The organism is Bilophila wadsworthia ATCC 49260, from assembly GCF_000701705.1.
In the GTDB taxonomy this organism is placed as follows: Bacteria; Desulfobacterota; Desulfovibrionia; order Desulfovibrionales; family Desulfovibrionaceae; genus Bilophila; species Bilophila wadsworthia.
Genome location: NZ_JNJP01000033.1, coordinates 15,713 through 41,607, shown reverse-complemented (window position 1 = coordinate 41,607; position 25,895 = coordinate 15,713). Strand labels below are relative to the sequence as shown.

Here is a 25,895-nt window from a genome sequence, read left to right as displayed (position 1 = left end):
TTTTTCAGGAAGGCTGCCATCGCTGCCCCAACTGCGCCTACACCAAGTGCGGCGGCTGATGTAGGGAAGGAAAAAGATTGGAGGGGGCGGGGAGGACTTTCTCCAGAAAGTCCTCCCCGCCCCCTCAAGTGTCTCTTCTCTTTATCCGCTAGAACTTGTAGCCCACGGATACGGCGGCGATATGGCTGCTCCCGTTGTGGGAACGTCCCTTCAGGACGCCGTCGGCGGTGGACTTGTCGTAGCTGAGTTCCTTGATGATCAGGTAACCGTAAGCAAGGTCAACGGTCCACTGATCCCAGTTGAAGCCCACACCGGCGGTGATACGGTGACGCCCGTTGCTCGGGGTCATGTAGTCGCAGGTGCTATCCTTCATCGGGCTGGTTTCGAAAACATAGCCGCCGCGCAGGGTCAGCCAGTCGAGCGCCTTGTATTCCGCGCTGACGTTGAAGCCCCACGTGTCGCGCCAGTTTTTGGGGCTGTACGCGGTGCCGTAATCGTCGACGTGGATGTTCAGGGAACGGTAGTTGCTCCATACGGTGTACACAGTTCCGGCTTCGAAGCTCAGGGTTTCCATGGGCTTCCACATCACGCCGAAGGAAATGGTATCGGGAAGGTTCAGGTTGCCGTGCAGATCGGAGTTGGGCAGGTGGACGCCCGGAAGCGGATTCTTGTTTTCAAATTCCAAATGCCCGCGCACGGCCTGCTTCACGCGGCTGCGGTAGGTCAGGCCTGCGGCCCATTCGTCGTTGAATTTGTAATGCGCGGCGAGGTTGAAGCCGGGGGCGATGCTGGACCCGGTGAGCATCTGCTGATCGTGCCCGAAGCGCCCGGCGAGGGCTGGGTTGACCATCCCGCCGAGATCCGCGTCTTTTTTCATGAGCATGGTGGCGTACATGAACTCAAGGCCCACGGCGAGGGAGAGATTATCATTGATTTTGAAGGCGAGGTTGGGGTTCAGTGAAACGGTCTTGAGGCTGACATATTCGAGATTGTTGTGTCCCGGCCAATTATTGGGATAGGAGTTGCCGAGGCCGAACCGGGAGAAGATACCGATGCCGCCCCAGAGGTTATCGCTGAACTGATGGGTGAGATAGGCGTGCGGATTTGCCCATGTGTGCTTGTCTACGTCGGTGGAGCGGCCGATGCCGAAGCGGTCCACCGTGTCGACGGTCCCGGAAGGCTGAATGGCGGTCATGCCCACCATTATTTGGGTACCGGGGAGCTGAGTGATCCCAGCGGGGTTCCAAGCCACGGCGGAAGGATCGTCCGCGCGGGCAACCATGCCGCCGGCGAGAGCCGTGCCTCGGGCGCCGAAGTCGGACAGGGCAAATCCTTCCGCTTGGGCTTTTCCAGTAAGCTGGGGAGCCGCCAACAGGCAGGCGGCAAGCAACAGGGAGGCAATCCGTTTCATAGTCTTCCTTGCTTTGTTAGAAGTTGACGTGTAAAAACTGCCATAGCAAAAAGGCAAAAAGCGTCGGTGGTTGTCGATGCTTTTCGTTTTTAATGGTAAAAGACCAATTTTTTTACCAGAAACGGTACTAAAATGCTAGCCGATTTTCTGGTTTGACGTTTTTCGGTCTCCTTTTCAGCCTCGGAGTATGCATGTCTTCCGCCTCTTCTCCGCTTCTTGATTTTCGTGATGTGAGCCGTTCGTTTACGGTGCGGCAGGGTGTGCTCGGGAGAGTGCGGGGCGAAGTTCGCGCAGTGGATGGCGTATCGCTTTCCGTACGTCGCGGCGAGACGCTCGGCCTGGTGGGCGAGTCCGGGTGCGGCAAGTCGACACTGGCGCGCATGGCTGTGCGGCTTCTTCCTCCGACGGGCGGGGAAATCCTTTTCGACGGCGAATCCGTATTGCCCGGCGTGTCGGGCCGCAATGACACATGGTATTCCCGCCGTTTGCAGATGATCTTTCAAGATCCTTTTTCTTCGCTGAATCCCCGGTTGAGGATCGGTACGTCCATTGCCGAGCCGTTGATGGCCATAGGCACGCCGTCGGCGGAGCGTCAGGAGCGTGTGGGCGAAATCCTGCGCCGCGTGGGGTTGCAGCCCGGACATGCCGGACGTTACCCGCACGAGTTTTCCGGCGGCCAGAGGCAGCGTGTGGCGATTGCACGGGCACTGGTGACCCGCCCGGAGCTTGTCGTCTGCGATGAGGCCGTGTCGGCCCTCGACGCCTCGGTTCAGGCGCAGGTGCTGAACCTGCTGAAAGAGGTACAGGCTGATTTCGGGCTGACGTATTTCTTCATTTCACATGACTTGTCGGTCGTCGGCTATATGAGCGACCGGGTGGCGGTCATGTACTTGGGACGCATCGTCGAGCAGGCCGATAGGAACACCCTGTTCGGTTCGGCGGCGCATCCGTATACGAAGGCTCTTTTGGCCGCCGCGCCCGTGCACGATCCTGCAAAGAGGCATATCCGGGCTTTCCTGCCCGGTGAACTGCCGAGCCCCTTTTCGCCGCCCGCCGGGTGCGCGTTCCATCCCCGGTGCCCGCAGGCAATGCCCCGTTGCCGTGAGGAAGCCCCGGAACTCCGGGAAATCGCGCCGGATCATCTGGCTCGTTGCCATCTGTATGGATAGCGCCTTGTTGCAGCGACAAGAAAAAAGCCCCTGTTCCCGACGGAACAGGGGCTTTTGGGGGGATGGGTTACTGGACGATGCCGGGAGTGAGGCCGGGGACATCGTCGGTACCGGAACCGCCGGTGCCGGGAATGCCGACCGCAAAGTTTCGGAAGTTGAGATTATAGGTGTTGGGAATATTATTTTTGTCGTCATCTTCCGTGTAGGTTCCTTGGAATATGCCCGCGCGGTTATACGCAGCGCCTGTAGCGAATTGTGTGAGGATTGTTGTTTTGATATTTGAGCGCCCGTCAACCTTTTCCGTTTCAAAACGGGAAAACTCAGGATTGACATAGTCCCATCCTATGAGCGTAAAGCGATCTGTCATCAAATTTTGCTCCACGCCATCAGAGAAATCGAGAACAGGCCACAGCGCGCCTTCGGATACCTTGAAACCGTTTCTGATATCGTCAAGAATTTTACCCAATTCAAGAGTATGTGCGATATCATACGAATAGAGGAAATTGTTTGTTTCAGGGTCGTATTTCGTATAGTCGGTAACCCCATACTTGGGAGGGCGTTGGGAGGCTATCCACGCTCTGATTTTGTTATCTCCTTCGTGCTCCCGCACTTGCGTGACGATGCGCGTAAAATAGAAAGCATCGAGCGGCGTTGACAGAGGAGAATACACGTCATTAGGTCCCAGAGAGGCGGCGGCAAGGCAGCGAAGAGAATCAGGGGGTTCGGAAACGTTCCCATCGTTGAGCTCCTCGTCATCGTATGCCCAGAGAATCAACGTTGGCTTGATGGTCATTTTGCGTCCGGCAGATGGAACCCCCTGTACAAAGATACGGCTGTATTGCTCCCAATCTGTCTTGGCGATGCGAAAAGAGCCGTCAGGCTCTTCCGGGTCGTTGGAGTCTTTGGAAAACCATTCAAAGCCGGGAAGGAGGGCAGGGTTGATAGTACAGTCGTCAACCTCGTAATAGCCTTCTTTCTCCGAGTTCTCGATTTCAATGGAGCCATAAACGATTCCCATGCCCAGCCCGGAGACGCCATGCGGAGTGAGCGCCGATTTCCCTTGAAGCATATGGGTCCTGAAAAGGAGCCCGCCAAAAAAGTGAGGCTTTTTTGAAGAGCCTGGAGGATGAATCATGGTTGAAATCTGTATCATTACACCATGTTCTTTCTGAAAAGAGTCAATGGGAATCGTCTTGTCGGTAATTCCCGCGAACCAGTAGTCTGTGCTGGTTTTGCGTGTTGTTTTGAGGAGAAAATGATTGGGCATGCTCGGCTGAAAACCTTGTACACTCAATGCGGTCAGATCCGGGCCGTATTTCGTGAACGTATAGCCTTTATTTAGATTATGCTCCGTAAGGTGCTGGCCGAAGAGTTCTTTGAGATCTTCTTCACTGCTGAGGTTTCCCCCAATAATGTTTTCAGTGGCGTTCCCCCCCTCTTCGCTTCCTCCTGAACCGGCGAAACGGAGGGAACTCCTGCCGTTCGTATGCCACACCAGCGCGGCCCGTGCACCGTTGGCGGTTTGGGCTTCGCTGACCACGCGGAAGTACTGGCCGAGGACGATATCCTTGTCTTTAAAGGTGTCCTCTGAGATGGTGCCTTCCGAGAGCGGAATGAAATCGGTGAAGGTATGCACGTCACCATCAGTTTTTTTGCTGTTATAGGTGAAACGCAGTTTGCTGACTTGTGTACTTGTAGGGAGTTGGGAGTCTTTTTCCTGCTGGCGCACCAGCCCGATCAGGCCTCCATATTCGGGGAACCACTTGAGATCATCGGCTGTCGTCTTGACCGTCAACGTCCGTTTCGTTGTGTCGTATGTGATACTGCCGTTCTCGCCTTGAACCCTCCCGATCAGGTAGACGTCCGCAGCGGTTGAGCCGGGCGTTTCGGAACCGAAGCCGTTTTCGTAAGCATAGCGCATCGCTCCGCTTTGATTGAGCACCAGCATTTCACGTTTGCCGTTGGGAACCCCGCCATACCATCCCGAATCCGTCAAATGCAATTTGTCCTCGTACCATCGGAACCATGAAGGGTAAAGTGTCAGCTTAACAAAGCCTTTCCCGTCAATCTCAATTCCCTTTCCATTATGTTGGCGGCTGCTTTCTTCCAGTTGCCGGGCGATGCTCATCATTTCACCGCCGCTTTGTTGCGCCGTCTGCACCCGGACGATTTCCTTTCCCGATTCGGCGAGGTAGGAGGCTTGCACCGTTTCCTTGGCGTCCAGCCCGGTCATGACGGAACCTGTCATGAGCGAAACCGCGACCATGCCGAGCAGGGCCAGAATGACGATCCCGCCGATGATGGTCAGAAGGACGCTTCCGCGTTGTGACGTCTGCATGGGGAACCTCAATCCTTGGCGAGGGGGGTGTTGCGGGGGGCGACGGAAAGCGTCCAGGTGACTTGCCGTTCGGCGAGTTGCTGGGTCAGCACGATGCCGATGTAGGAGGGGCCGGCCCCGTTCGTTGTGAAACGGCATGAGGCCACGTCCGAGAGGAGTATTTGGCCGTCGATGAGCAGCTTGTTTCCGGTATCTTCGCAGCTGATGGTTGTCTGCGTGCCATCCGTCTTCGTGAATGTGACGGAAGGGCTGTCTTTGAAAGGTGATTCGGGAAAATCGGCGGCTCCCGCAAGCTCTTTCCGGAGGCGGATGAGAGCCAGTTCGGCCTGCATGTCCGACGTTCCGACTTCCCGCATCTGCGTATACCCGGTGATAGCCGTGCCGAATCCCGAGAACACGAGCGAGCCGAGCACGCCGAGGATGACCAGCGTGCAGACGATTTCCAGCAGCGTGAAACCCCGCTCGGGGGCGCGGGCATCAGAACGCACGGGAAAGCTCCACGGAACCGCGCTTGACGGTGATCAGCAGGTTGTCCGGGCAGGATGGGCAGCCGTCCGGATGCCACAGTTCCCGTTTATCTTGGGCTTCCAAAAGAGCTTCGAGGCCTTTATCCGTGATGAGGTCGCTGGCAGCCTTCTGCTGCATGGCTTCCGTGTTGAGGTAGGCGATGCATTCTTCCAGAGTGCTGGTGGCCTCCGTCAGATCTTTGATCTGCCCGGCGCTTTCGGCGCTTCCGCGCAAGGTCGTGGCAATGAGTTGCGCCGCCATGAAGCCCATGATCGCCATGAGGATGATGGTGACGATGATCTCGATGAGGGTGAAGCCGCGCGCGTTCATTGGACGAACCCCGTTTCCGCGAAGAGAGTGAGCGTGATCCCGCCGCCGAAGCTGAATGTTTGATCGGAGGCTGACGCGGTGCAGTAGAGGATGCCCGTGTCGTTCGGATTTCCGAGGCTGTCCTCGCCGCAGACGCTTCCCGCCGCGTCAAAGCAGAACGTAGCCGGAGGGGTGCTCTGGATTGATGCGGAAGGCGTATAATCCTTGAGCAGTGTCGGCAGGGCTGATTTGCCCTTCATGAAGAAACTCACCTTGTTTGTATCTATGGTGACGCATTGCCCGCCGCCCATCGCCATGCCTTGCGCGCGGGCATAGACGAGCTGGGAGAGGAGCCTGTCCCGTTCCGCGTAGGCGGTTATCTCGTCATTGCCCCGGAAGGCCGAAATGCCGAGATAGGCCAGCACGCCGAGCACGACGAGCACGGAGACGATTTCAATCAGGGTAAATCCGTTGCGGAAGGGTGGCTGCATGGCATATGTCACTGTTTGGGGATGAGCTTTTCCAGCGCCTCTCGGTTCTGTTCCAGCAAAGTACGGAAACGGATCTGCGCGTAGCCGTCGCCCGTGGCCCGGGCGCGGTATAATTGCTTTTCAAGCTGCCCCCGCTCCTTTTGTAGCTGTTCGACCTGCTGTTGGAGCCTTTTCCGGGCTTCAGCGGCGGCCTTTTCCAGTTCGGCGGCGGACGGCTGGTGCTCAGGGCTCGGTATATCGAGAGGGGCGACGGGCTCGGGCTGCGCGGCTGGAGGCTGCGGCGAGAACTGGTATTCCTCCACTTTGCCCGCGGGCGGCTTGGGAGGCGGCGTTTCGCTGATGTGCGTGACCCCGGATGCGTCTTTCCAGATGTACATCTGCTGAGAGGCCGCATTCGCTGGGGTGGGTGTTTGGTCCAGCGTTTCCCGCACGCTGGATGCCACGCGGGACAATGGGGCGCCGCCCGAAAGCGTGCCGTCCACGATAAGCAGTTCCACCCCGCCCGCCAGCGCGAGCAGGGCAAGCCATGCGAGGGAGAAACGCTTGCGTTTTTTCATGGGCGGACCTTTTCCCTCGGCGTCGCCGGACAGGTGCGGAGGGCGCTCCTTGTCTTTTGACGGGAGGCTCGTTACGGTTGGAAATGATGGTAGCACAGGCTGTTCCGAAAGACGAGGGGCCTCGACTCTCATGGCTGGGGCTCCCCGTATGGGCGGGCCTCATTCTGGTGTGTTGCCTTTTGTGCGCCACCGGCGTTAGGGCAGCCGAACCTTCCAAACTCAAGGTCGTGGTGCGGCCTCCCATCAAAAAAACGCTTCCTCAGCGGCCCCACGCGGCCCGCCCGGATGCCCCGTCAGCTCAGCCGGCGGATCCGTTGCCTGCGGAGTCCGTGGCCATCTATCGGCATGTGGGGGAGGACGGGACCGTCTTTTTGACGAACAGGCCGGACGGCGACGGGAGGTATCAGTTTTTCGGGCGCTTCAGCGCCGAGCGGCTGATGCGTGCGGTGGGGCCGGACGGCGTGGCGCGGCTCGCGGAACGGTATGCCGGGCAACATGGGGTCGAACCCCGGCTGGTCATGGCGATCATCAAGGTCGAATCGGGATTCGACGCCAAGGCCGTCTCTTCGGCCGGGGCCAGCGGGCTCATGCAGCTTATGCCCAGCACGCAGCGGCATCTGGGGGTGCGCGATGCGTTCAATCCCGATGAGAACGTGGAGGGCGGGGTGCGCTATTTCCGATCCATGCTGGATCGGTACGGCGGGAACGTTTCGTTGGCTCTGGCGGCGTATAATGCCGGGCCCGCCAACGTGGACAAGTACGGCGGCATCCCCCCGTTTGAGGAGACCCGCAATTACGTGCGGAAAGTGCTTGCGCTGTACGCTACCCCGTGATGAACCGGATCCACCAGTCGAGGATTTCCTGACCGGCGAGGATGTGCACGAAGGCGCCGAGGCTCAGGAACGGGCCGAACGGGATGGGCATTTCGCGCAAGGGCGCTTCGCGGGGCATCAGGCAGGCGATGAGCAGAAAGGCGGCAAGGGCCGAGACGCCCGCGACCAGCGTGATCAGCGGCAGGCCGAGGGGCCCGCACAGGACGCCGAGCATGAGCATGAGTTTGACGTCGCCGAACCCCATGCCGTCCACGCCGCGCAGGCGTTTGAAGACAAGAAGTACGGCGAGGAACGTCCCGCCGCCCACAAGGCCGCCGAGAAGGGCGTCCGTCCAGTCCATGCCGAGGGCGAAGATGGCGGCGGGCACGGCCAGCACTGTCCCGCCGAGCGTGATGCCGTCGGGAAGGATGAAGCATTCCAGATCGATGCCCGAGGCGACGATGAGCATTCCCGTGAACACGAGATAGACGGGAAAGGCGAGCGTGGGGCCGAAACGCCATGCCAAAAGGCCGGACGTCAGGCCGGACAGGAGCTCGACGAGCGGATACCGGATATGGATGGGCTTGTGGCAGCGGGCGCACTGGCCGCGCAGCAGCAGATAGCTGAGGACGGGGATCAGTTCCCAGAAGCGGAGGCGCTGGTTGCAATGCGGGCAATGGGAAGGCGGAAAAAGGATGGATTCGCCGCTGACGTACCGGTGGATGCAGACGTTGTAAAAGCTGCCGAGCAGGAGCCCGAGCAGCGTGGCGGCGGGAATGAACATTTCGGGATGCAGCAATTCCGGGGGGATGGTCTGGTACACGCGGAGCCTTCCTTTGGCACGCCCGATCGGGCAACGGTGCGCGGGCTGTCGGCGGAAGCCTTCTGTGATTGAGTCCAGCATGTTGTGGGCTTGTTCACAAATGGCGATCAGGCCTTCAGCGGTGATGACAGAATCTTCCGTCTCGCGTATTTCATACGCACCTTGTTCCTGCCAAGGTGTACCAAGAACCGGGCGTTCCGGCAACAAAAACCGTGCAGGAAGGTCATGCATGGCAAAAATAGACAATCTTTTTCATTTGTTGCACGCCAATCACGGTTCGGATTTGCACCTTTCGGCGGGCAATCCGCCGCTCCTGCGGATCTACGGGGACCTCGCACGGGTGGACGCTCCGGTTGTTACGACCGAGGAACTTTTGGCCGTACTGCGTGAAATGGTTCCCATGGAGCGCGTGCAGGCGTTCGAGCAGACGGGCGATCTGGACTTCGCCTATGAAATTCCGGGGCTGGCGCGCTACCGTGCCAACTTTTTCCGGCAGAACCGCGGCATTTCCGCGGTGTTCCGCGAAATCCCGCAGCGAATCAGCACGGTTGAGGAGCTGGGTCTTCCGATCATGCTGCGCGAGCTGGCCCTGCTGCCCAAGGGCCTCGTGCTTGTGACCGGCCCCACCGGGAGCGGCAAGTCCACCACGCTGGCCGCGCTTGTGGACTACGCCAATACCAAGCGCCGCGACCATATCATTACCATTGAAGACCCCATCGAATTCGTGCATCAATCCAAGAGCTGCCTCGTGAACCAGCGCGAGATAGGGCGCGATTCCCGCTCGTTCGGCACGGCGCTGCGCTCCGCACTGCGCGAGGACCCCGACATCATCCTCGTGGGCGAAATGCGCGATCTCGAAACCATCTCCCTCGCCCTCGAAGCGGCGGAAACGGGGCATCTCGTGTTTGCGACCCTGCACACCATCTCCGCTCCCAAGACCATCGACCGCATCATCGAGGTCTTCCCGCCGGAGGAGCAGGCGCAGATACGGACGAGCCTTTCGGAGTCGATTCAGGCGATCATCGCGCAGACGCTGTTCAAACGGGCCGACAAGAAGGGCCGGGTACCCGCGCTGGAAATCATGTTCGGCATCCCGTCCGTGCGGAACATGATCCGCGAGAGCAAGACATTCCAATTGCCGAGCGTTTTGCAGACCAATCGCAATGTTGGGATGCAGACGATGGACGACGACATCGAACGCCTGCTTATGCAGCGCATCATCGCGCCCGAGGCGGCCCTCGTCCACGCACAGGACAAGGGGCGTCTCCGTGAGGCCATCGGGAAGTTGAAATAGCGCGGAAGGATGGAGGCCGGGAAAAACGGGAAGGCCTGTGCGTTCCCGCTCCCGCGACGAGCGTTTCCCTTTTTCCTCCAATGCCGTTTTCTTGAGGGTATTGCCGAATGAGCAGCTATTTGGAGCTCCTGAATCTGACGCGGGAGCCGTTTTCGAACTCGCCGGACCCGGACGCGTATTACCGGACGCCGACGCACGAGGACTGCCTGAACCGGCTGGAAATCGCCATCCGGCTGCGGCGGGGCTTGAACGTGGTTCTCGGCGAGGTGGGCACGGGAAAGAGCACGCTGTGCCGCTGTCTGCTGAGGAGCCTGAACGAGCAGAGCGGCATTGACGTCTTTTTGCTGTTGGACGCGGGGTTCGAGGATGCCGATGAATTCGTGCGGCACCTGTGCGAGCTGTTCGCCGGGCAGCGGCCTCCCGAGGGCGTGGCGCGCCGGGAGTGCATCAGCGTCATTCAAAATCGGGTTTTCGATAAGGCGCTGGAGCAGAACCGGAATCTTGTCCTTTTTATAGATGAGGGGCAGAAGCTCAGTCCGGCGGCGCTGGAAGTGCTGCGCGAACTGCTGAATTTCGAGACGAACACGGAAAAGCTCCTGCAAATCGTCATCTTTGGGCAGCCGGAATTGGCACAGATCATTGAAGGTATGCCCAACTTTAAAGATCGGATCAACGAGTACCTGTATCTGAAGCCGCTCTCCATGCGCGAGAGCATCCGGCTTGTGCGCCACCGGTTGCGGCTGGCGGGAGGGCAGAGGGCGGAACGGCTGTTTTCGCTCGGGAGCCTCATCGCCCTGCACCGGGCCAGCAGGGGGAAGCCCCGCCAGCTTATGCGCCTCGGGCATCAGATGCTGCTTGCCCTGCTTGTGGGCAACCGTACAACCGTAACCGGCCGTATGGTGTGGGCGCAGGTGGCCCGTAACGGCAGCGATGTGCAAAACCGGTGGGGCCGCTGGCTGGTTGTGGCGTTGGCGTTGATCTGCGTCGCGGGCGGATACCGCTGGATGCCGGAGGCTGTAAAGGACGACGCGCACGCCCGGCTGGAGGCGGTGGTGTCCGGCGTGCTGGGCTGGCTGCCGGAAGCGGAGAAGGCGGATACCGCCGGGACTGCCGGGCAAGGGCGGGCAGCCGGGGATGATGCCGTGCGTCGCGCGGCGTCGCGGGAAGCCGTTCCGCAGCCTCTGCCTCCGGATGAAGCGCCCCCCGCCGTCCCTGAAAAGGCGGAATCCTCCACTGCGGAAGCGGAGGGTGGGCAGGGTGCCGAAGCGGAAAAGAACGCGGTCCCTGAAACGCTGGGGACGTTCCGTTTGCAGCCCGGCGAGGCTCTTGCCGAACTGGTGCGGGCGTTGTACGGTTCCGGCTCCGCCTTGGAACTGGTTTTAGGCAAAAACCCCGGATACAGAAACGATATCGGCGCAGGCGCGCAGGATCTGACGCTTCCCGCCGTACTGTATGCCCCTCCGCCGTCCATGACCAAGGGGGTGCTTTTAAGCCTTGGTGCGTTCGGCACGCTGGAAGAGGCGTATACTGCGTGGCGCGGCTACGGCAAACGCTCCCCATCCGTGGCGCTGACCCCGATCTGGCGTCCGGGCGAAGGATTGTCGTTTCATATTTTGGCTCCGCGCGGCTTTGCGTCGGAGAGGGCCGCGTGGAGCTGGCTTTCCCGCTTTTCTCCGCCGGCTGAAGCCTCCGTGCGGCTGCTGCCGCCTTTTGATGGGGCGTGTTTGGTGTTTCATAAATTTACCGTGAAATAGACAGGAAATGTTCATGTCCACATTGCGTTCCATTGTCCTGTGCGGCGGCAGCGGCACCCGCCTCTGGCCCCTTTCCCGAGCCTTGTATCCCAAGCAGTTCATGGATCTGGGAGGGCATACCCTGTTCGGCGATACGGTGGATCGGGCGGCGGCTCTGCCGGACAGCGCCGATCCGCTGGTGGTCTGCAATGAAGAGCACCGCTTTTATGTGGCGGCGGCCTTGCAGCAGAAAGGCGTATCCGGAACTATTCTGTTGGAGCCCAAGGGACGGAATACCGCGCCCGCCATTGCGCTGGCGGCGTTCGCGGCGTTGTCCGGCGGGGGGGATCCGTTGCTGCTGGTACTGCCGTCCGATCATGTGCTGAAACCTCAGGATGTTTTCGCCGAAGCCGTGGCGCGGGCCCGCGCCTGCGCCGAGTCCGGGCGTATCGTTACATTCGGCATCACGCCGGATGCACCGGAAACAGGGTTCGGGTATATCCGCCGGGGTGGGGCGTTGCCCTCGGGCGGGTATGCTGTGGCGCGCTTTGTGGAAAAACCGGATCTCGCCAGAGCCGAGGCCATGCTGGCGGACGGAGGGTATCTGTGGAACAGCGGCATGTTCCTGTTCCGCGCATCCATCTACCTTGAAGAGCTGGCCCTGCACGCTCCCGGCATTCATGCGGCGTGCAAGGCGGCGTGGGAAGGGCATCACGCCGATCGGGACTTTATCCGTCCCGACGCCGACGCCTTCCTGAGTTCGCCCGCCGACTCCATCGACTACGCGGTGATGGAAAAGACGGACCGGGCCGCCGTGGTCCCTCTGACAGCCGACTGGAGCGATCTCGGGTCATGGGAAGCGTTCTATGAAGCCGCTCCGCACGACGGGGACGGCAACGTGCGTGTGGGGGATGTCTACGCCGAGGGCGCGGAAAACTGCTATCTGCACGCCTCCAATCGGATGGTCGCCGCGCTCGGCGTATCGGATCTGGTGGTCGTGGAGACGGCGGACAGCGTGCTGGTGGCGGATCGCGCACGCACGCAGGATGTGAAAAAGATCGTCGAATCACTGAAAAAGGAAGGGCGCGGCGAGGCGGAAAGCCACCCGCTGGTCTATCGCCCGTGGGGGAGTTACGAAACGCTGGCGAGAGGTGAGCGTTTTCAGGTGAAGCGCATCATCGTCAAGCCGGGCGGGCAGCTTTCGCTCCAGAAGCACCACCACCGGGCAGAGCACTGGGTGGTGGTCGAAGGGACGGCCGAGATCACCGTTGGCGACAAGGTGCTCCTGTACCATGAAGACCAGTCCACCTACATTCCCCTCGGCACCGTGCACCGGCTCAAGAATCCCGGCATGATCCCGCTGGTCATCATCGAGATCCAGTCCGGCTCCTACCTTGGGGAAGATGACATCGTGCGTCTTGAAGACAGCTACGGGCGCTGACCATGAAACTGCTCCTGACCCTTCTCCCGGCGCTCCTGACCCAGACCACGGGACGCCGCAATCAGCGCATCGTGATCGGCTTCCTGCTGTTCACGACCGTTCTGGTGGCGCTGTTCAGCATCGTGTTTCATCAGATCATGGCCTACGAAGGGCGGGATTATTCTTATATCACCGGCGTCTACTGGACGCTGACCGTCATGTCCACGCTGGGGTTCGGGGACATCACCTTCACGAGCGATATCGGGAAACTGTTCTCCATCATCGTGCTGGTGTCGGGTATCATCCTCATCATGATCGTGATGCCGTTTACGTTCATCCGTTTCGTGTACCAGCCGTGGATCGAGGAATACAACAACAAGCGCAAGCCGCGCTCCCTGCCGTCCGACACCAGCGGCCACACGGTTCTGGTGGGCGACAACGACATCTCGTTGAGCGTGGCCCGCAAGCTCCGGCAGCACAACTATCCGTATGTCATCCTCGTACCGGACGGGCAGCACGCGCTGGAACTGTACGACAACCGCTATGATGTGGTGACCGGCGAGTTCGACGACGCCAACACCTACCGGAACCTGCGGGCGGACAAGGCGGCGTTGGTCGCAGCGCTCGAAGGGGATCTGCGGAATACGAACATCGCCTCCACGGTGCGAGAAGTCGCGCCGTCGACCCTGCTCGCCGCCAGTGCGGAGAATCCGGAGGCCATGAACATCCTCATGCTGGCGGGGTGCGACCACGTCTACTCGTTTACCGAGATGCTTGGGCGGAGCCTTGCCCGCCGCGTCTACGGGACCCGCGCCCAGTCGAACATCATCGCCCGGTTCGGGACGTTGTGCCTTGCCGAGGCGCCGGTCATCCACACCGAGTTCATGGGGCAGACGCTGCGCGAGTGCGGGTTCCGCGAACGCTTCGGCCTCAACGTGGCCGGGCTGTGGGAGGGCAATTCCTATATGTCCGCGCGCCCGGACAGCCGGATCGACGAGGCCTCCATCCTGCTGCTCGCGGGGACGGCGGATCAGCTTGAGGCTTATGACCGCAAGGCCGAGCGGAGCAGCAAGGCGAACCGGACGCCCGTGCTTATCCTCGGCGGGGGCAAGGTGGGGGAAGCGGCGGCGGATGCCTTGGAACGTCGCGGGCTGCCGTTCTGTCTCGTCGAGAAGAACCCCCGGCTCGTGCCGCCGGACGATCCCCGTTACATTCTCGGGAATGCCGGGGAACTGGCGGTGCTCCAGCGGGCGCACATCATGGAAACCCCGTCCGTCATCGTGACCACGCATGACGATGACCTGAACATCTATCTGACCATCTATTGCCGCAAGCTGCGGCCTGACGTGCAGATCCTCAGCCGTTCCACGCTCGATCGCAACGTGCCCTCCCTGTACAACGCCGGGGCGAATCTGGTGATGTCGCACGCTTCGATGGCGGCGAGTACGATCATCAATCTGCTCAGTCCCGGCCGGGTAACCATTCTGACGGAAGGCTTGAACATTTTCCGGGTGACGGCGCCCCCGGCCCTTGTGGGCCTGTCCCTGCGTGACAGCCGCATCCGTGAAAAGACCGACTGCAATGTGGTCGCCTTGAAGAGTCAGGGCGTATTGCGTGTGCCCCCGGACCCCAACGCGCCCATGAAGTCCGATACGGTGCTTGTGCTCATCGGCACCGCGGATGCCGAGCGCCGGTTCATGGAGCATTTTCCGAGTTAGGCGATACAATTGGAGGGGGGGGAGGAGGGAACTTTCTTCAGAAAGTTCCCTCCTCCCCCCCTCCAAACCTCCCCCCTTCTCCCTCAAAGACTTTTGACTTTATCGAATCCCTGTTCGCCGCGTTCCCTGTGTCTCGTTTGATCGGGTGGTGCTTTCCTTCTCAGGGGAAAAATCCTACATTTCATAAAGAGTATTCGTCTTCCCATTCTTCAGAAGGTTTCTTCATGGCCAGCAAGATTAAAGAAACATATGTGTGTGCGGAATGCGGGGCAAAGTCGCCGCTGTGGCGGGGGCAATGCCTCGTGTGCAAAGCGTGGAATTCGCTGGAACTGGTGGCCGCGCCCGTCGAAGGAGCGCGGAAGCGCCCGATAGGGAGCCTCGGCTCGGTGAAAGCCATGCCGCTGGCCCATGTCGAGGATCACGGGCACGAGCCGTTCGGCACGGGGCTTGAGGCGCTGGACCGCGTGCTCGGCAGGGGGCTTGTTCCGGGCAGCGCCCTGCTCATGGGCGGTGAGCCGGGCATCGGCAAGTCCACGCTTTTGTTGCAGATGGCCGGGGCCGTGGCCGCTTCGGGCAAGCTGGTTCTGTACGCGAGCGGCGAAGAATCGTTGCCGCAGATCAAGGATCGCGCCAACCGTCTGGGAATGCTGCATGACAACTTGCTGGCATTGTCCACATCGCGGGTCGAGGACGTACTGCCGTTGCTTGAGGGCGACGGCGCGCCTGATCTGCTTATTGTGGACTCCGTGCAGACGTTTACGTCGGAAAGCGCGGAAGGCCTGCCCGGCAACGTGAGCCAGGTCCGGGCCGTGGCGACGGAGATCGTCGACGCCTGCAAGCGCGGCACCACGACCGTGGTCCTGGTGGGCCATGTCACGAAGGACGGCGCGCTCGCCGGGCCGAGGCTGCTTGAGCACATGGTCGATACGGTCATTTCGCTGGAAGGCGATCGGCGCCAGATGTTCCGGCTCCTGCGCGTGTTGAAGAACCGTTTCGGGCCGAATCAGGAATTGCTGGTCTTTCAGATGGTCCGGCAGGGGCTGGAAGTCGTTGAGGACCCCGCAACCTATTTTTTGGGCGCGCGCGACGCGAGCCTCAGCGGGACGGCGGTGGTTATGGCCGTGGACGGGCAAAGGCCGCTGGCCGTGGAAGTGCAGGCGCTGGTCACGCGCAGCTACTTGTCGATCCCCCGGCGTACGGGGCTGGGATTTGACGTCAACCGATTGCATCTTATCTTGGCTGTATTGGAAAAACGCCTGCGCCTGAACTTCGGTCAGGTCGACATTTATGCCAAGGTCGGCGGCGGCATGAAGATTCAGGAGCCGGGCATGGACCTCGCGCTCGTGGCGGCGATGTTGTCGTCCTTCTACGACGTGCCGCTTCCCGAGCGGGCCGTGCTGTGGGGCGAAGTGGACCTCAACGGCCAGATCCGCCCCGTGGCGGCGCACGATATCCGGCTTTCGCAGGCGCGCAGGCTTGGCTACAAACCGATCCTTTTTCCTTCGCAGGGCGAGGGCGACGGAATCGCCACGGTCGTGGAGTTGCAGGACAGGCTGTTCCGCCGCAAGAACTGACGGCGGAAGCGGAAAGGGCCTCAAGCCGGGCGGGCGCGGATCTCCACGGGGCCGGTTTTGGCGTGTGGGGAAAAAATGCATGACGCTCCCCTGTTGCTCTTGCGCGGCCCTTGCGAACGCGTTATCAGGAATTATTCTTTATTCAAAAGGACGATTGAACCATGAGCCAGAATCCCTTTCACGCGGCCCCGGGCGGCCAGCCGGACGTCATCATGGACGTTGAGGTGGCAGAACCGAAAATGTATCAGGTCCTGCTTCACAATGATGACTATACGACCATGGAGTTCGTCGTGAATATCCTGATGACCGTTTTTCACAAGACGGCGGATCAGGCCACGAACATCATGCTGGCCGTGCACAAGCGCGGAAAAGGCATTGCTGGGGTCTACCCTCATGAAATCGCCGAAACCAAAGTAGATAAAACTCATTTCCTTGCGAGAGAGGCAGGCTACCCCCTGCGTTGCACGCTTGAGGAGGTTGGCGCATGATTGGCAAGAAATTGCAGAAAGCATTAGGCCTTGCGGTGGAGGAGCTGAAACGGCGTCGGCATGAATACCTGACGCTGGAGCATGTCCTTTACGGCATCGCATCCGAGCCTTCCGGAAGGAAGCTCATCGAACGGTGCGGCGGCAGTGCCCCCGTGCTGCGGCAGGCCCTCGATCATTTTTTCAAGACCTATATGGAGAGCCTCGACGAGCCCACCAAAGACGTTTACCAGACGCTTGCCGTCCAGCGTGTGCTGGACAGCGCGCTGGCGCACGTCAAAAGCGCGGGACGGGACGAGGACATCGGTGTTGAGGTCGGCGACGTGCTCGCCGCCATCCTTGAGGAAGAGGAATACTCGTGGGCTGCCTACTGCCTGAAAAAGCAGGGCATCACCCGGCTTGCCGTGTTGGAGAGCATCTCCCACAACGACGAAGAGGGGCAGGACGAATCTTCCTCGGAATCGGGAGAGGGCGAAGGCGGTGCCGAATCGGCCAAGGACGCCTTGGCCCGTTACACCGTGGACCTGACGGCCCGCGCCCGCGAAGGAAAGCTCGATCCGCTGGTCGGACGCGAGATGGAGCTGTCGCGCTCCATCGAAATCCTCGCCCGGCGCCGTAAGAACAATCCGTTGTACGTGGGCGATCCCGGGACCGGGAAGACCGCCATTGCGGAAGGTCTGGCCCTGCGCATCGTCAGCGGCAATGTGCCGCCGGAGTTCAAGGATACGAAGATATACTCCCTTGATCTCGGGGCCGTGCTCGCCGGGGCGCGCTACCGCGGCGACTTCGAAGGCCGCATCAAGGCCGTGGTCGGAGCGTTGCAGAAGATCCCCGGCGCGATCCTGTTTATTGACGAAATCCATACTATTGTGGGTGCCGGTTCCACCAGCGGCGGCTCGATGGACGCTTCCAACCTGTTGAAGCCCATCCTTGCCGAAGGCAAGCTCCGCTGCATCGGCTCGACGACCTACGACGAGTTCCGCAACCACTTTGAAAAGGACCGCGCGCTGGCCCGGCGTTTTCAGAAAGTGGATATCAAGGAGCCTTCGCTGGACGAGTGCGTGGACATTCTCAAGGGCCTCCAGCCCCACTATGAGAAGCACCATAACGTGCGTTACTCCTCGTCGTCCCTGCGGGCGGCGGTGGAGCTTTCCGCCCGCCATGTGCAGGATCGCCTGTTGCCTGACAAGGCCATCGACGTCATGGATGAGGCCGGGGCTTCCGTGCGGCTGCGTCCGGGCTTCAAGTCCGGCTCGTCGGTTTCGCGTCAGGACGTGGAGCGCATTGTGGCCCGTATGGCCGGGATTCCCGCCCGCACCGTATCGGGCAAGGAACGCGACCGCCTGAAGACGCTCAAGGATGACCTCGGGTCCGTGCTGTTTGGGCAGGATGAAGCGGTGGATATCGTGACCCGCGCCATCCTGCGTTCGCGGGCCGGGCTCGGCAGGACGGATCGTCCCGCCGGTTCGTTCCTCTTCTATGGACCCACCGGGGTCGGCAAGACGGAACTCGCCAAGCAGCTTGCCGAGCGCATGGGCGTCGCCTTCCTGCGTTTCGACATGAGTGAGTACATGGAAAAACATGCCGTGTCGCGGCTTATCGGCGCGCCTCCAGGCTACGTGGGCTTTGATCAGGGCGGCCTGTTGACCGAGGCCGTGCGCAAGACGCCCTATGCCGTGGTGCTGATGGACGAAATCGAAAAGGCGCACCCCGACATCTTCAACGTGCTGTTGCAGGTGATGGACTACGGGACGCTGACGGACAACACGGGCCGCAAGGCCGACTTCAAGAACGTGGTCCTGATCATGACCTCCAATGCGGGCGTCCGGGATATGGATGCCTCGCCGATGGGCTTCATTGAGGCCCCTGCGGGCAAGGTGGCCCAGAGCGCGGCGCAGCGCGGCCGCAAGGCCGTGGAGGCGATGTTCAGCCCTGAATTCCGCAATCGGTTGGATGCGTTGGTGCCGTTCAATGCTTTGACGCCCGATTTGATGGGCATGATTGTGGACAAGTGCATTGCCGAAATGGGCAAGGGCCTTGCCGACAAGAAGGTCAACCTGACCCTGACGCCCGAAGCCCGGAGCTGGCTGGCCAAGGAAGGCTATGACGCCAAGCTCGGCGCGCGTCCCTTGCAGCGTCTTCTCCGCGAAGCGCTGGAAGATCCGTTGGCCGGAGAAGTGCTCTTTGGCCGATTGGTCAAGGGTGGAACGGTCATTGTGGACGAGCCCGAGGATGGCGGCGACAAGCTGGTCTTGAGGTTTGAGGAAAAGTAGGGGGTGAAGATTGGGGAAGGGAGGGGAAACCTTTCTAAGAAGGGGGGAGCACCCTCCACGGTTTCCCCTTCCTTCCCCCACCCCTTCTTCCAAAGGCTTTCGTGTTCATCGAATCCCTGCTCCCCGCGTTCCCTGTAGATGAAAAGGGGATATAGGCAGGTGGACAGCACGCTCTTAGCCGTGCTCCATATACTGAAGAAGGGAGCCTGAACAAAAAATGTTCAGGCTCCCTTGTTTGTTTTTATCTCTTTCTTACAGCACTGGAGTGGAACGAACTCCTCTCGTGCAGCCTCCCCACCAGTTGAAAGTCTTTTAGGGAGATAGGGGGAGGTTTGGAGGGGGGAAGAGGGGACTTTCTCCAGAAAGTCCCCTCTTCCCCCCTCCAATTCCCTCTTTTCTCTTACCCTGCGAAATAATACTTCCAAATAAGGGAAACGAACAAAATGACAAGCGAGAGGAGCAGGAAGCGGCGAACGATGGTCGGGCCGGTGCGGATGGCGAGCTGGCTGCCGGCGAGGTTGCCGAGCACGTCGGCCACGGTCATGGGGATGGCGTAGAGAAAAAGCACGTCGCCGTGATACAGGAAGACGAACAGCGACCCGAGGTTGGAGGAGAGGTTGAAGACTTTGGTCAGCGCGGAAGCCTGAATGAGATTCATGCGCAGACAGACGTTGAAGGCGATGATGAAGAAACTTCCCGCGCCGGGTCCGAAAAAGCCGTCGTAAAAACCGACGCTGAAACAGATGAGCGGGGTCAGCAGGTAGACGTCTTTTGAGGTGAAACTGTCCTTGCACGACTTGGAGCGCCGGGGGATCAGGGTTATCATGGCCGCTACGGGGAGCAGGGCAATCAGGATTTTCCCGGCAGTCTGGGGATCGAAGGCGAGGATGCACTTGCTGCCTGCCGCCGAGCCGAGCAGAGCGCAGGGGATGCCGATGAATGCCAGCTTCCACAGGATGAGCCCCTTGCGGGCAAAGTTGAGCATGGCCGCGCCCGTTCCTATCGCGCCTGTGAACTTGTTGGTGCCGAGGGCCTGTTGCGGCGAGACCCCCGCGATCAGGAGGGCGGGCAGCCTGAGCAGTCCGCCGCCTCCGGCGATGCTGTCGATGAGGCCGGCAATAAAGGTGACGATGCAGAGGAGAGATACGGTCAGGAGCATGAAAACTTCCCCGGAGCTGAGTTACACATTGATGTTGAAAGTCGACAGAAGGCTAAGGCCCCCCTTCCCATATACGGGGTATCTTCCCCTGCGGGAGCGCGGCGTATGATATACCGTTTGCATCCCGATTACCCGGAACTGTTTCCTGATCCGGAAGGGGCCGATCCAGAGGGCCTTGTGGCGGTCGGCGGCGACCTGAGCGTCCGCCGTTTGCTGGCGGCCTACGGCGCCGGGATTTTCCCGTGGTACGGGGAAGGGCAGCCTTTGCTCTGGTGGTCCCCCGATCCCCGGTGCGTCCTGTTTCCTGAAAAATTCCGTATCCCGCATACCGTCCGTAAGGAAATACGCAAGTGCGGCTTTTCCGTGACCGTCAATCAGGCCTTTTGCGACGTCATGACGGGATGCGCGGCTACGCCGCGCCCGGATCAGGACGGGACGTGGATCATGCCCGAAATGGTGGATGCCTACGCCAGCCTGCACGAATTGGGTTTTGCCCATTCCGTTGAAGTGTGGGAACATGATGCGGCCGGAAATACGCTCGTGGGCGGCCTGTACGGAGTCGGGCTCGGGAGGGCGTTTTTCGGGGAATCCATGTTCCACGTGCGCCCCCATGCGTCCAAGCTGGCGCTGGTCAGCCTGATGGAATGGCTGAAAGCGCGGCATTGCCAATTGGTAGACTGCCAGATGGCAACGGACCACATCATGCGTTACGGCGCGGAATGTATCCCTCGGCATGATTTTCTGCAACAGCTTCGGAAGGCTCTCTGCCGCGGTGGATGAGCATAAAAGAAAAGGCCCTTTCGTAGGAACGGGCCTTTTCTTTGGTTTGCGGCGGCGCGGAGAACACGCTCCGTACCGCTGGAGGGATGTCTGATGCGTTACTGTATGACTTCATGGACGCTCCCACAAATATATTCCAGAAAATCCGCCGCACGCTTCTCGGACCAGTAGAGATCTTGTCCCGGCGTGACGAAGCCGACGTGCCCGCCCCAAGGGGGCATTTCCAGCGTCATGGCCGCATTCGCTTCCGCAATGCGGTTCGGATAGCAATCCGGCGAAAGGAACGGGTCGTCCGAGGCATTGATCAGCAGAAAGGGCACATCAATATGCTCCAGAAACCGCAGGCAGCCGCTTTCCCGCCAATAATGGCGTGCGGAATCGAAGCCGTGCAGCGGGGCGGTATAGCGATCGTCGAATTCGCTGAACGTACGGATGCGGTCGAGCCCGTCGATATCGATGCGATCGGGGAAGCGGGAATGTTTTTCTTCGACCTTCCGCCGCAGCGTCCGCAGGAAATAGGCCATGTACGGAGCCCGGGAGGGCAGCGAAAGGACTTCCGCCGCGCCTTCCATGTCGCACGGGACGGAAACGGCGACGGCGGCGCTTACTTGTGAAGGGATAGTCCGGTCGCGCTCCCCGAGATACTTGAGCGTTTGATTGCCGCCCATGCTGAACCCCACAAGTACGATGCTCCCGTAGCCGAGGGAGACGCAGTACTGCACGACAAGGTGCAGATCGTCCGTTTCCCCGCCGTGGTAGAGCGGAAGCGTGTGGTTCATTTCGCCTGAGCAACCCCTGAAATTCCGGGCCACCACATCCCATCCTCGGCGGTTGAGCGCTTCGGCCATGCCGAGCATGTACCGGCGCGTGCTGTTTCCTTCGAGCCCGTGCGACAAGATGGCCACACGCCCGGAACGGATGCCCGCGCAGGCGGGGATATGATCTATGTCGATGAAGTCGCCGTCCGGGGTTTCAAGGCGTTCGCGCCAGAGAGAAGGCAAGGGAGGATTGCGGAACAGCACAGGCCAGATGGTCTGTAAGTGACCATTCCGCAACCATATGGGAGAATTGTAGGACGAATGATTGACGACGGGCATGGCTTCCTCTTTGCGGTTACATGATTGTTCCTTGTTGTACACCATGCCGCGCCATCTGCCCACCCGGTTAGACAGCCGTGTGGCGGCCCTGAGTGAAATATGGAGAAGCCGGTCTTGTTTCCGCCCCGAGTTGGGAGCGGAGATTCGTCGCGGGGGCCTTACTCTTCATTCGCTGTGGCGGTATGGTGCTTCTTTTTGTAAGGGCATACGGCATCTATTCGTGTGCGGCCGGATCACGGCAAAGTAAACTCAGCGAGGGGCGTCGCCGGGCACCTCTTTGGGGCTGTTGCGTGCTATTGCGCCAGATTGCCCAGGACTAAGCCTTCCAGTGATCGGAGATGGAGAAATGTGGTCTCCCTGTGGGGAGAGTCCGCCTCGGGGAAGGAGGCAGAAAAACGTAATAATTATTCATCTATAAATATAAATCTGTTTCCTGGCGCATCAATATGGATAGTTTTTGCCAAGAGGCTATGAACCTTTTTCCCTTTTTAAAAAGAGCTTTGTGTAATCGATAAAGTATAATGGAAAAGAGAATGCGTTTTGGCTTTCCCATCGTGGATGCACGATTAAAGATGAACTCTTTTGAACTGGTAAATATTCATTAATCTATTTTTCTCAACTGATATAGACAAAATAATGTATAGGTATTATTGATACGCCTTTCTTTATTTAATTATCCATATCGCTGTATGTTGAGGGAAATGTATGCAAAAAACTAAGAAAGGGCAGTTGGGATTTACGCTTATTGAAATTATTTCGGTGCTGGTCATTTTGGGCATTCTCGCCGCGGTCGCGGTGCCGAAATACTATGATCTGCAAAAAGAGGCGGCAGACAAAGCCGCCGCTGCTGTTGCTGCCGAGGCTATTGCCCGGTATAATATGAAATTTTCCAAAGAGTTGCTTGCTGGCGGCAAGACGTGCAGCGATGCGTTGAACGCTGCGAAGATAGAGGCTTTTGGTAAGGCTGATGACGCGGCGGACTATGGCTCGGATTGGAAAGTCACCTACGTGAGCAACAAGGTCACGGCGATGAATGAAGCGAACAAGGGGACATACGCAATCGACTTTGAAGAACCTTTTTGCAATTAGCATATATAATAAGAGGGCCTCCCATTCTCGAAGAAGGGGAGGCCCTTTTTGCGTTTATTGGCCGCCGATGCACAAGACGTGTGCGTAGCGGCCTGATTTTTTACCGGTCGTTTCCACGAGGCGATGTGCAAGATCCCGACAATGCGGGCAGGCGTTGCGAGGCAAAAGCAGGCACAGACTTTTATCGACGCGATCCGACGATGTTTCGATGCAGGTCAGGCCGGGGCAATCGGGGCAGAGCCGTATGCCTTCATTCTGGTGTTCGCTGAGGCCGTCGGTGTCGTAATAGATGTCCCGTTCGCGCCGCCACCACTCGCCGTCACGATGGCCTTCGGAGGGGCGGGACGGCGGGTTGTGGTACTGATTCAGAACATCGTCACAGAGGCGCGAAATGTATTCCGTGACCTGCGGGCGCTGCTTGAGTGCCTTGGCGTCGTGATCCGGCTCATGGACGTGTTCGAACGGCAGGCCCGCCAACGCGAGGCAGATGCCGAGGTTGACGTAGGGCAGGGCGCCGCGGATGGAGTAACCGCCCTCAAGTACGGCTATATGCGGGTTGAGGAGCGCGTTCATGGCGGCGTAGCCGTGCGCGGAAAGCTGCATATTGGTGAGCGGATCGGTGTAGTGGTTGTCTTGCCCCGCCGAGTTGATCACCAGGTCGGGTTTGAACGCCTCCAATAACGGCAGCACCACGTTTTTTGTGACATATAAGTAACCTTCGTCTCCGGTTCCGGGCGGGAGAGGGATGTTCACCGTCCGTCCGAGCGCGCCGGGGCCGCCGCATTCCGGCAGAAACCCCGTGCCGGGATACAGCGTCCTGCCGTCCTGATGCATCGAAATGAACAGCGTATCAGGATCGTTCCAATAGATGTCCTGCGTACCGTCTCCATGATGGCAGTCGGTATCGACGATGGCCACACGCAGCGGCCCGAAGCGGCGGCGCAGGTTTTCGATCATCACGGCTTCCATGTTCACGTTGCAGAAGCCGCGGTTGCCGTGGGTGACGCGCATGGCGTGATGTCCCGGAGGCCGCACCAAGGCGAAGGCCCGCTCGCGTTCCCCGGAAAGCACGAGTTCCCCGGCCCGGATGGCGCCTCCCGCCGAGGCGAGGTGCGATGCGGAGCACACGCGCCCGACGTCCGGCAGGCAGAAGTGCACCCGCTCGATATCTTCATACGTGGCCACGCCGGGTTTGTACTCGGTAATGCCCGGAAGGTCGAACAACCCCTCCTCGCGGAGCTGATCCTGCGTATACAGCAGGCGCTCTTCACGTTCCGGATGCGTCGGGCTGATCGCCCAGTCGAACGCCGGGAAAAAGACGACGCCAAGGGTTCGTTTGCTCATGGGAAATTCCTTTGTGAGATAACCGGGGGAGGGAGAAGAAAAAACTTGAAAAGGGAGTTTTCCCTCCCCCGGACCCCCATCCCTCATCTTCCCAAACAGTTGGGCTGGTGGGGGAAGCTGTGCGGAGGGAGTTCGTTCCAGCGGAGGAAGAGAGCCTTCCGTTTGAGGAAAACGCCTGAACGTGACCGCTCAGGCGTCTGGATATGCAGGGAAATCCGCTCAACAGAGATTCAATAAGGCCAAAAGTTTTGGGAGAGGAGGGAGGACGAGCCGTATTGGCAGGTTTGGGGAAGGGAGAGGGAACCGTGGGGTACTCCCCCCTTCTCCAGAAAAGTTCTCCCCCTCCCCAATAAAAACCCTAGAACCCTACCGCGTCGCGGACCATGCCGCGGAAGCGGGCGAAGAAATACTGGCTGTCGATGGGGCCGGGGCAGGCCTCGGGGTGGTGCTGCACGGCGAGGATGGGCTTGGTCTTGTGGGCAAAACCTTCCAGCGTGCCGTCGTTCAGGTTTACGTGCGTGACGACCACATCGGAAACGTTGTCGATATCCACACAGAAACCGTGGTTCTGGGAAGAGATTTCCACATGCCCGGTAGAGAGGTCTTTAACCGGGTGGTTACAGCCGTGGTGGCCGAATTTCAGCTTGCGGGTCGTGCCGCCCAGAGCGTGGCCGAGAAGCTGATGGCCGAGGCAGATGCCCGCCACGGGATAGCTTTCGACAAGCTTCTTGATGGTCACGATTTCGTCGGTGAGGGTCGCCGGATCGCCGGGGCCGTTGGACAGGAACACGGCCTGAGCGCCGCTGGCCTTGACCTGTTCGGCGGTGAAGGACGGCGGAACGACCAGCACGTCGAAGCCCTGCTCGGTCAGAAGGCGCAGGATGTTCCACTTGATGCCGAAGTCGTAGGCGACGAGGCGCGGGCCTTCGCCCGGCCAGTTGTAGGAGCCGTCGGCGTTGAGTTCGGCGGGGACGCCGCCGTTGCCGGTCCACTTCCACGGCGTAGCGGGCATCACGCGGGTGACGAGGTTCTGGCCTTCCATCGAAGGCAGGGACTTCGCCTGCATGACGAGTTCGGCGGGATCGGTGATGGAGGTGGAAACCATGCCGCGCATGGCTCCGTGCATACGCAGGTGGCGGGTCAGGGCGCGGGTGTCGATGCACTCGATGCCGGGAACGCCGTGCTGTTGCAGGAAGTCGGGCAGGGAACACACGGAGCGCCAGTTGGAGGGCGTCTTGCAGCACTCCTTGACGATGAGGGCCGCGGCGTGGACCTTGCCGGACTCCATGTCTTCGGCACTGATCCCGTAGTTGCCGATCAGGGGCCACGTCATGCACACCATCTGGCCGTAATAGGAGGGATCGGTAAGAATCTCCTGATACCCGGTCATGCCGGTGTTGAAAATGACTTCCCCGCCGCCCTCGCAGGGGCCGGTAAAGGAACGTCCTTCAAGTACAAAACCGTCTTCAAGAGCCAATAGCGCCTTCATTCCGTCTCCGTTATGTTGAAGCG

Annotated in this window: 22 protein-coding genes; 11 read left to right on the top strand and 11 right to left on the bottom strand. The window is 59.9% G+C overall.

All coding sequences use genetic code 11. The annotated features are described in order from the left end of the window. Nucleotides 1–148: 148 nt before the first annotated feature. Nucleotides 149–1,411: an OmpP1/FadL family transporter gene (locus tag T370_RS0112190; RefSeq protein ID WP_029435882.1), complete on the bottom strand. Its 1,263-nt coding sequence runs from the start codon at nt 1,409–1,411 to the stop codon at nt 149–151. A gap of 191 nt (nt 1,412–1,602) precedes the next feature. Between T370_RS0112190 and T370_RS0112185 the strand changes: the two genes are divergently transcribed. Further along, entirely contained in the window at nt 1,603–2,580 is a 978-nt protein-coding gene (locus tag T370_RS0112185) for an ABC transporter ATP-binding protein (protein WP_029435881.1), read from the top strand. 67 nt (nt 2,581–2,647) lie between these two features. On the opposite strand, the gene T370_RS0112180 is transcribed toward T370_RS0112185, so the two are convergent. Genes T370_RS0112180 through T370_RS0112160 form a run of 5 tightly spaced genes read right to left on the bottom strand, consistent with a single transcriptional unit; the run spans nt 2,648 to nt 6,782 of the window. Further along, nucleotides 2,648–4,918 carry a hypothetical protein gene (locus tag T370_RS0112180; protein ID WP_029435880.1) on the bottom strand — a complete coding sequence of 757 codons (2,271 nt, stop codon included), beginning with the start codon at nt 4,916–4,918 and terminating at the stop codon, nt 2,648–2,650. An 8-nt stretch (nt 4,919–4,926) separates the two neighbouring features. Next, on the bottom strand, nt 4,927–5,406 hold the full coding sequence (locus tag T370_RS0112175) for a PulJ/GspJ family protein (RefSeq protein WP_029435879.1): 480 nt from the start codon (nt 5,404–5,406) through the stop codon (nt 4,927–4,929). Further along, nucleotides 5,396–5,755: a PulJ/GspJ family protein gene (locus T370_RS0112170; protein ID WP_029435878.1), complete on the bottom strand. Its 360-nt coding sequence runs from the start codon at nt 5,753–5,755 to the stop codon at nt 5,396–5,398. Before T370_RS0112170 ends, T370_RS0112175 begins: the two co-directional genes overlap by 11 nt. Beyond that, nucleotides 5,752–6,225, bottom strand: coding sequence for a prepilin-type N-terminal cleavage/methylation domain-containing protein (locus tag T370_RS0112165; protein ID WP_005030516.1), 474 nt, complete (start codon nt 6,223–6,225; stop codon nt 5,752–5,754). The genes T370_RS0112170 and T370_RS0112165 overlap by 4 nt, the downstream gene beginning before the upstream one ends. Before the next feature lie 8 nt (nt 6,226–6,233). Then, entirely contained in the window at nt 6,234–6,782 is a 549-nt protein-coding gene (locus T370_RS0112160; protein WP_029435877.1) for a DUF4124 domain-containing protein, read from the bottom strand. Between the two features lie 83 nt (nt 6,783–6,865). Between T370_RS0112160 and T370_RS0112155 the strand changes: the two genes are divergently transcribed. Continuing rightward, on the top strand, nt 6,866–7,615 hold the full coding sequence (locus tag T370_RS0112155; RefSeq protein ID WP_282705452.1) for a lytic transglycosylase domain-containing protein: 750 nt from the start codon (nt 6,866–6,868) through the stop codon (nt 7,613–7,615). Here the strand turns inward: T370_RS0112155 and T370_RS0112150 are convergent. Next, on the bottom strand, nt 7,605–8,417 hold the full coding sequence (locus T370_RS0112150) for a prepilin peptidase (protein ID WP_034506379.1): 813 nt from the start codon (nt 8,415–8,417) through the stop codon (nt 7,605–7,607). The genes T370_RS0112155 and T370_RS0112150 overlap by 11 nt on opposite strands. A gap of 229 nt (nt 8,418–8,646) precedes the next feature. Here T370_RS0112150 and T370_RS0112145 point away from each other — a divergent pair, with 229 nt between their 5' ends. The 7 genes from T370_RS0112145 to clpA all read left to right on the top strand — a co-directional run bounded on the left by T370_RS0112145 (nt 8,647) and on the right by clpA (nt 18,914). Next, nucleotides 8,647–9,711, top strand: coding sequence for a type IV pilus twitching motility protein PilT (locus T370_RS0112145; protein ID WP_029435874.1), 1,065 nt, complete (start codon nt 8,647–8,649; stop codon nt 9,709–9,711). A gap of 107 nt (nt 9,712–9,818) precedes the next feature. Continuing rightward, entirely contained in the window at nt 9,819–11,465 is a 1,647-nt protein-coding gene (locus T370_RS0112140; RefSeq protein WP_029435873.1) for an ExeA family protein, read from the top strand. Nucleotides 11,466–11,478: 13 nt separating this feature from the next. Then, nucleotides 11,479–12,885 carry a mannose-1-phosphate guanylyltransferase/mannose-6-phosphate isomerase gene (locus tag T370_RS0112135; protein WP_029435872.1) on the top strand — a complete coding sequence of 469 codons (1,407 nt, stop codon included), beginning with the start codon at nt 11,479–11,481 and terminating at the stop codon, nt 12,883–12,885. A gap of 2 nt (nt 12,886–12,887) precedes the next feature. After that, nucleotides 12,888–14,582 (top strand): potassium channel family protein, encoded by a 1,695-nt coding sequence (locus T370_RS0112130; protein ID WP_005030530.1) that lies wholly within the window; start codon nt 12,888–12,890, stop codon nt 14,580–14,582. A gap of 224 nt (nt 14,583–14,806) precedes the next feature. Then, nucleotides 14,807–16,156, top strand: a complete 1,350-nt coding sequence (gene radA, locus T370_RS0112125) for a DNA repair protein RadA (protein WP_029435871.1) — start codon at nt 14,807–14,809, stop codon at nt 16,154–16,156. A gap of 212 nt (nt 16,157–16,368) precedes the next feature. Next, on the top strand, nt 16,369–16,644 hold the full coding sequence (gene clpS, locus T370_RS0112120; RefSeq protein WP_369737801.1) for an ATP-dependent Clp protease adapter ClpS: 276 nt from the start codon (nt 16,369–16,371) through the stop codon (nt 16,642–16,644). After that, a complete protein-coding gene (gene clpA, locus T370_RS0112115; RefSeq protein ID WP_005030536.1) occupies nt 16,641–18,914 on the top strand; it encodes an ATP-dependent Clp protease ATP-binding subunit ClpA in 2,274 nt (757 codons plus the stop codon). Before clpS ends, clpA begins: the two co-directional genes overlap by 4 nt. A gap of 400 nt (nt 18,915–19,314) precedes the next feature. On the opposite strand, the gene T370_RS0112110 is transcribed toward clpA, so the two are convergent. Then, nucleotides 19,315–20,073: a sulfite exporter TauE/SafE family protein gene (locus tag T370_RS0112110; protein WP_029435870.1), complete on the bottom strand. Its 759-nt coding sequence runs from the start codon at nt 20,071–20,073 to the stop codon at nt 19,315–19,317. 105 nt (nt 20,074–20,178) lie between these two features. On the opposite strand from T370_RS0112110, the gene aat reads away from it, so the two are divergent. Continuing rightward, a complete protein-coding gene (gene aat, locus T370_RS0112105) occupies nt 20,179–20,853 on the top strand; it encodes a leucyl/phenylalanyl-tRNA--protein transferase (RefSeq protein WP_005030539.1) in 675 nt (224 codons plus the stop codon). Nucleotides 20,854–20,951: 98 nt separating this feature from the next. Here aat and T370_RS0112100 read toward each other — a convergent pair whose 3' ends face one another. After that, a complete protein-coding gene (locus T370_RS0112100; RefSeq protein ID WP_016360591.1) occupies nt 20,952–21,950 on the bottom strand; it encodes a YheT family hydrolase in 999 nt (332 codons plus the stop codon). A 705-nt stretch (nt 21,951–22,655) separates the two neighbouring features. Here T370_RS0112100 and T370_RS0112095 point away from each other — a divergent pair. Then, complete coding sequence (locus T370_RS0112095) at nt 22,656–23,039, top strand: pilus assembly FimT family protein (protein WP_029435869.1); 384 nt, start codon at nt 22,656–22,658, stop codon at nt 23,037–23,039. A gap of 54 nt (nt 23,040–23,093) precedes the next feature. Here the strand turns inward: T370_RS0112095 and T370_RS0112090 are convergent, their stop codons facing one another. Beyond that, nucleotides 23,094–24,383, bottom strand: a complete 1,290-nt coding sequence (locus T370_RS0112090) for a histone deacetylase family protein (protein WP_005030546.1) — start codon at nt 24,381–24,383, stop codon at nt 23,094–23,096. A gap of 358 nt (nt 24,384–24,741) precedes the next feature. After that, nucleotides 24,742–25,872, bottom strand: a complete 1,131-nt coding sequence (gene carA / locus T370_RS0112085; protein WP_029435868.1) for a glutamine-hydrolyzing carbamoyl-phosphate synthase small subunit — start codon at nt 25,870–25,872, stop codon at nt 24,742–24,744. Between the last annotated feature and the right edge of the window lie 23 nt (nt 25,873–25,895).

Coding starts and splice junctions, on each gene's coding strand:
- T370_RS0112190 (WP_029435882.1), bottom strand. CDS start 1,411: ATGAAACGGATTGCCTCCCTGTTGCTTGCCGCCTGCCTGTTGGCGGCT.
- T370_RS0112185 (WP_029435881.1), top strand. CDS start 1,603: ATGTCTTCCGCCTCTTCTCCGCTTCTTGATTTTCGTGATGTGAGCCGT.
- T370_RS0112180 (WP_029435880.1), bottom strand. CDS start 4,918: ATGCAGACGTCACAACGCGGAAGCGTCCTTCTGACCATCATCGGCGGG.
- T370_RS0112170 (WP_029435878.1), bottom strand. CDS start 5,755: ATGAACGCGCGCGGCTTCACCCTCATCGAGATCATCGTCACCATCATC.
- T370_RS0112165 (WP_005030516.1), bottom strand. CDS start 6,225: ATGCAGCCACCCTTCCGCAACGGATTTACCCTGATTGAAATCGTCTCC.
- T370_RS0112160 (WP_029435877.1), bottom strand. CDS start 6,782: ATGAAAAAACGCAAGCGTTTCTCCCTCGCATGGCTTGCCCTGCTCGCG.
- T370_RS0112155 (WP_282705452.1), top strand. CDS start 6,866: ATGATGGTAGCACAGGCTGTTCCGAAAGACGAGGGGCCTCGACTCTCA.
- T370_RS0112145 (WP_029435874.1), top strand. CDS start 8,647: ATGGCAAAAATAGACAATCTTTTTCATTTGTTGCACGCCAATCACGGT.
- T370_RS0112140 (WP_029435873.1), top strand. CDS start 9,819: ATGAGCAGCTATTTGGAGCTCCTGAATCTGACGCGGGAGCCGTTTTCG.
- T370_RS0112135 (WP_029435872.1), top strand. CDS start 11,479: ATGTCCACATTGCGTTCCATTGTCCTGTGCGGCGGCAGCGGCACCCGC.
- T370_RS0112130 (WP_005030530.1), top strand. CDS start 12,888: ATGAAACTGCTCCTGACCCTTCTCCCGGCGCTCCTGACCCAGACCACG.
- radA (WP_029435871.1), top strand. CDS start 14,807: ATGGCCAGCAAGATTAAAGAAACATATGTGTGTGCGGAATGCGGGGCA.
- clpS (WP_369737801.1), top strand. CDS start 16,369: ATGGACGTTGAGGTGGCAGAACCGAAAATGTATCAGGTCCTGCTTCAC.
- clpA (WP_005030536.1), top strand. CDS start 16,641: ATGATTGGCAAGAAATTGCAGAAAGCATTAGGCCTTGCGGTGGAGGAG.
- T370_RS0112110 (WP_029435870.1), bottom strand. CDS start 20,073: ATGCTCCTGACCGTATCTCTCCTCTGCATCGTCACCTTTATTGCCGGC.
- aat (WP_005030539.1), top strand. CDS start 20,179: ATGATATACCGTTTGCATCCCGATTACCCGGAACTGTTTCCTGATCCG.
- T370_RS0112100 (WP_016360591.1), bottom strand. CDS start 21,950: ATGCCCGTCGTCAATCATTCGTCCTACAATTCTCCCATATGGTTGCGG.
- T370_RS0112095 (WP_029435869.1), top strand. CDS start 22,656: ATGCAAAAAACTAAGAAAGGGCAGTTGGGATTTACGCTTATTGAAATT.
- T370_RS0112090 (WP_005030546.1), bottom strand. CDS start 24,383: ATGAGCAAACGAACCCTTGGCGTCGTCTTTTTCCCGGCGTTCGACTGG.
- carA (WP_029435868.1), bottom strand. CDS start 25,872: ATGAAGGCGCTATTGGCTCTTGAAGACGGTTTTGTACTTGAAGGACGT.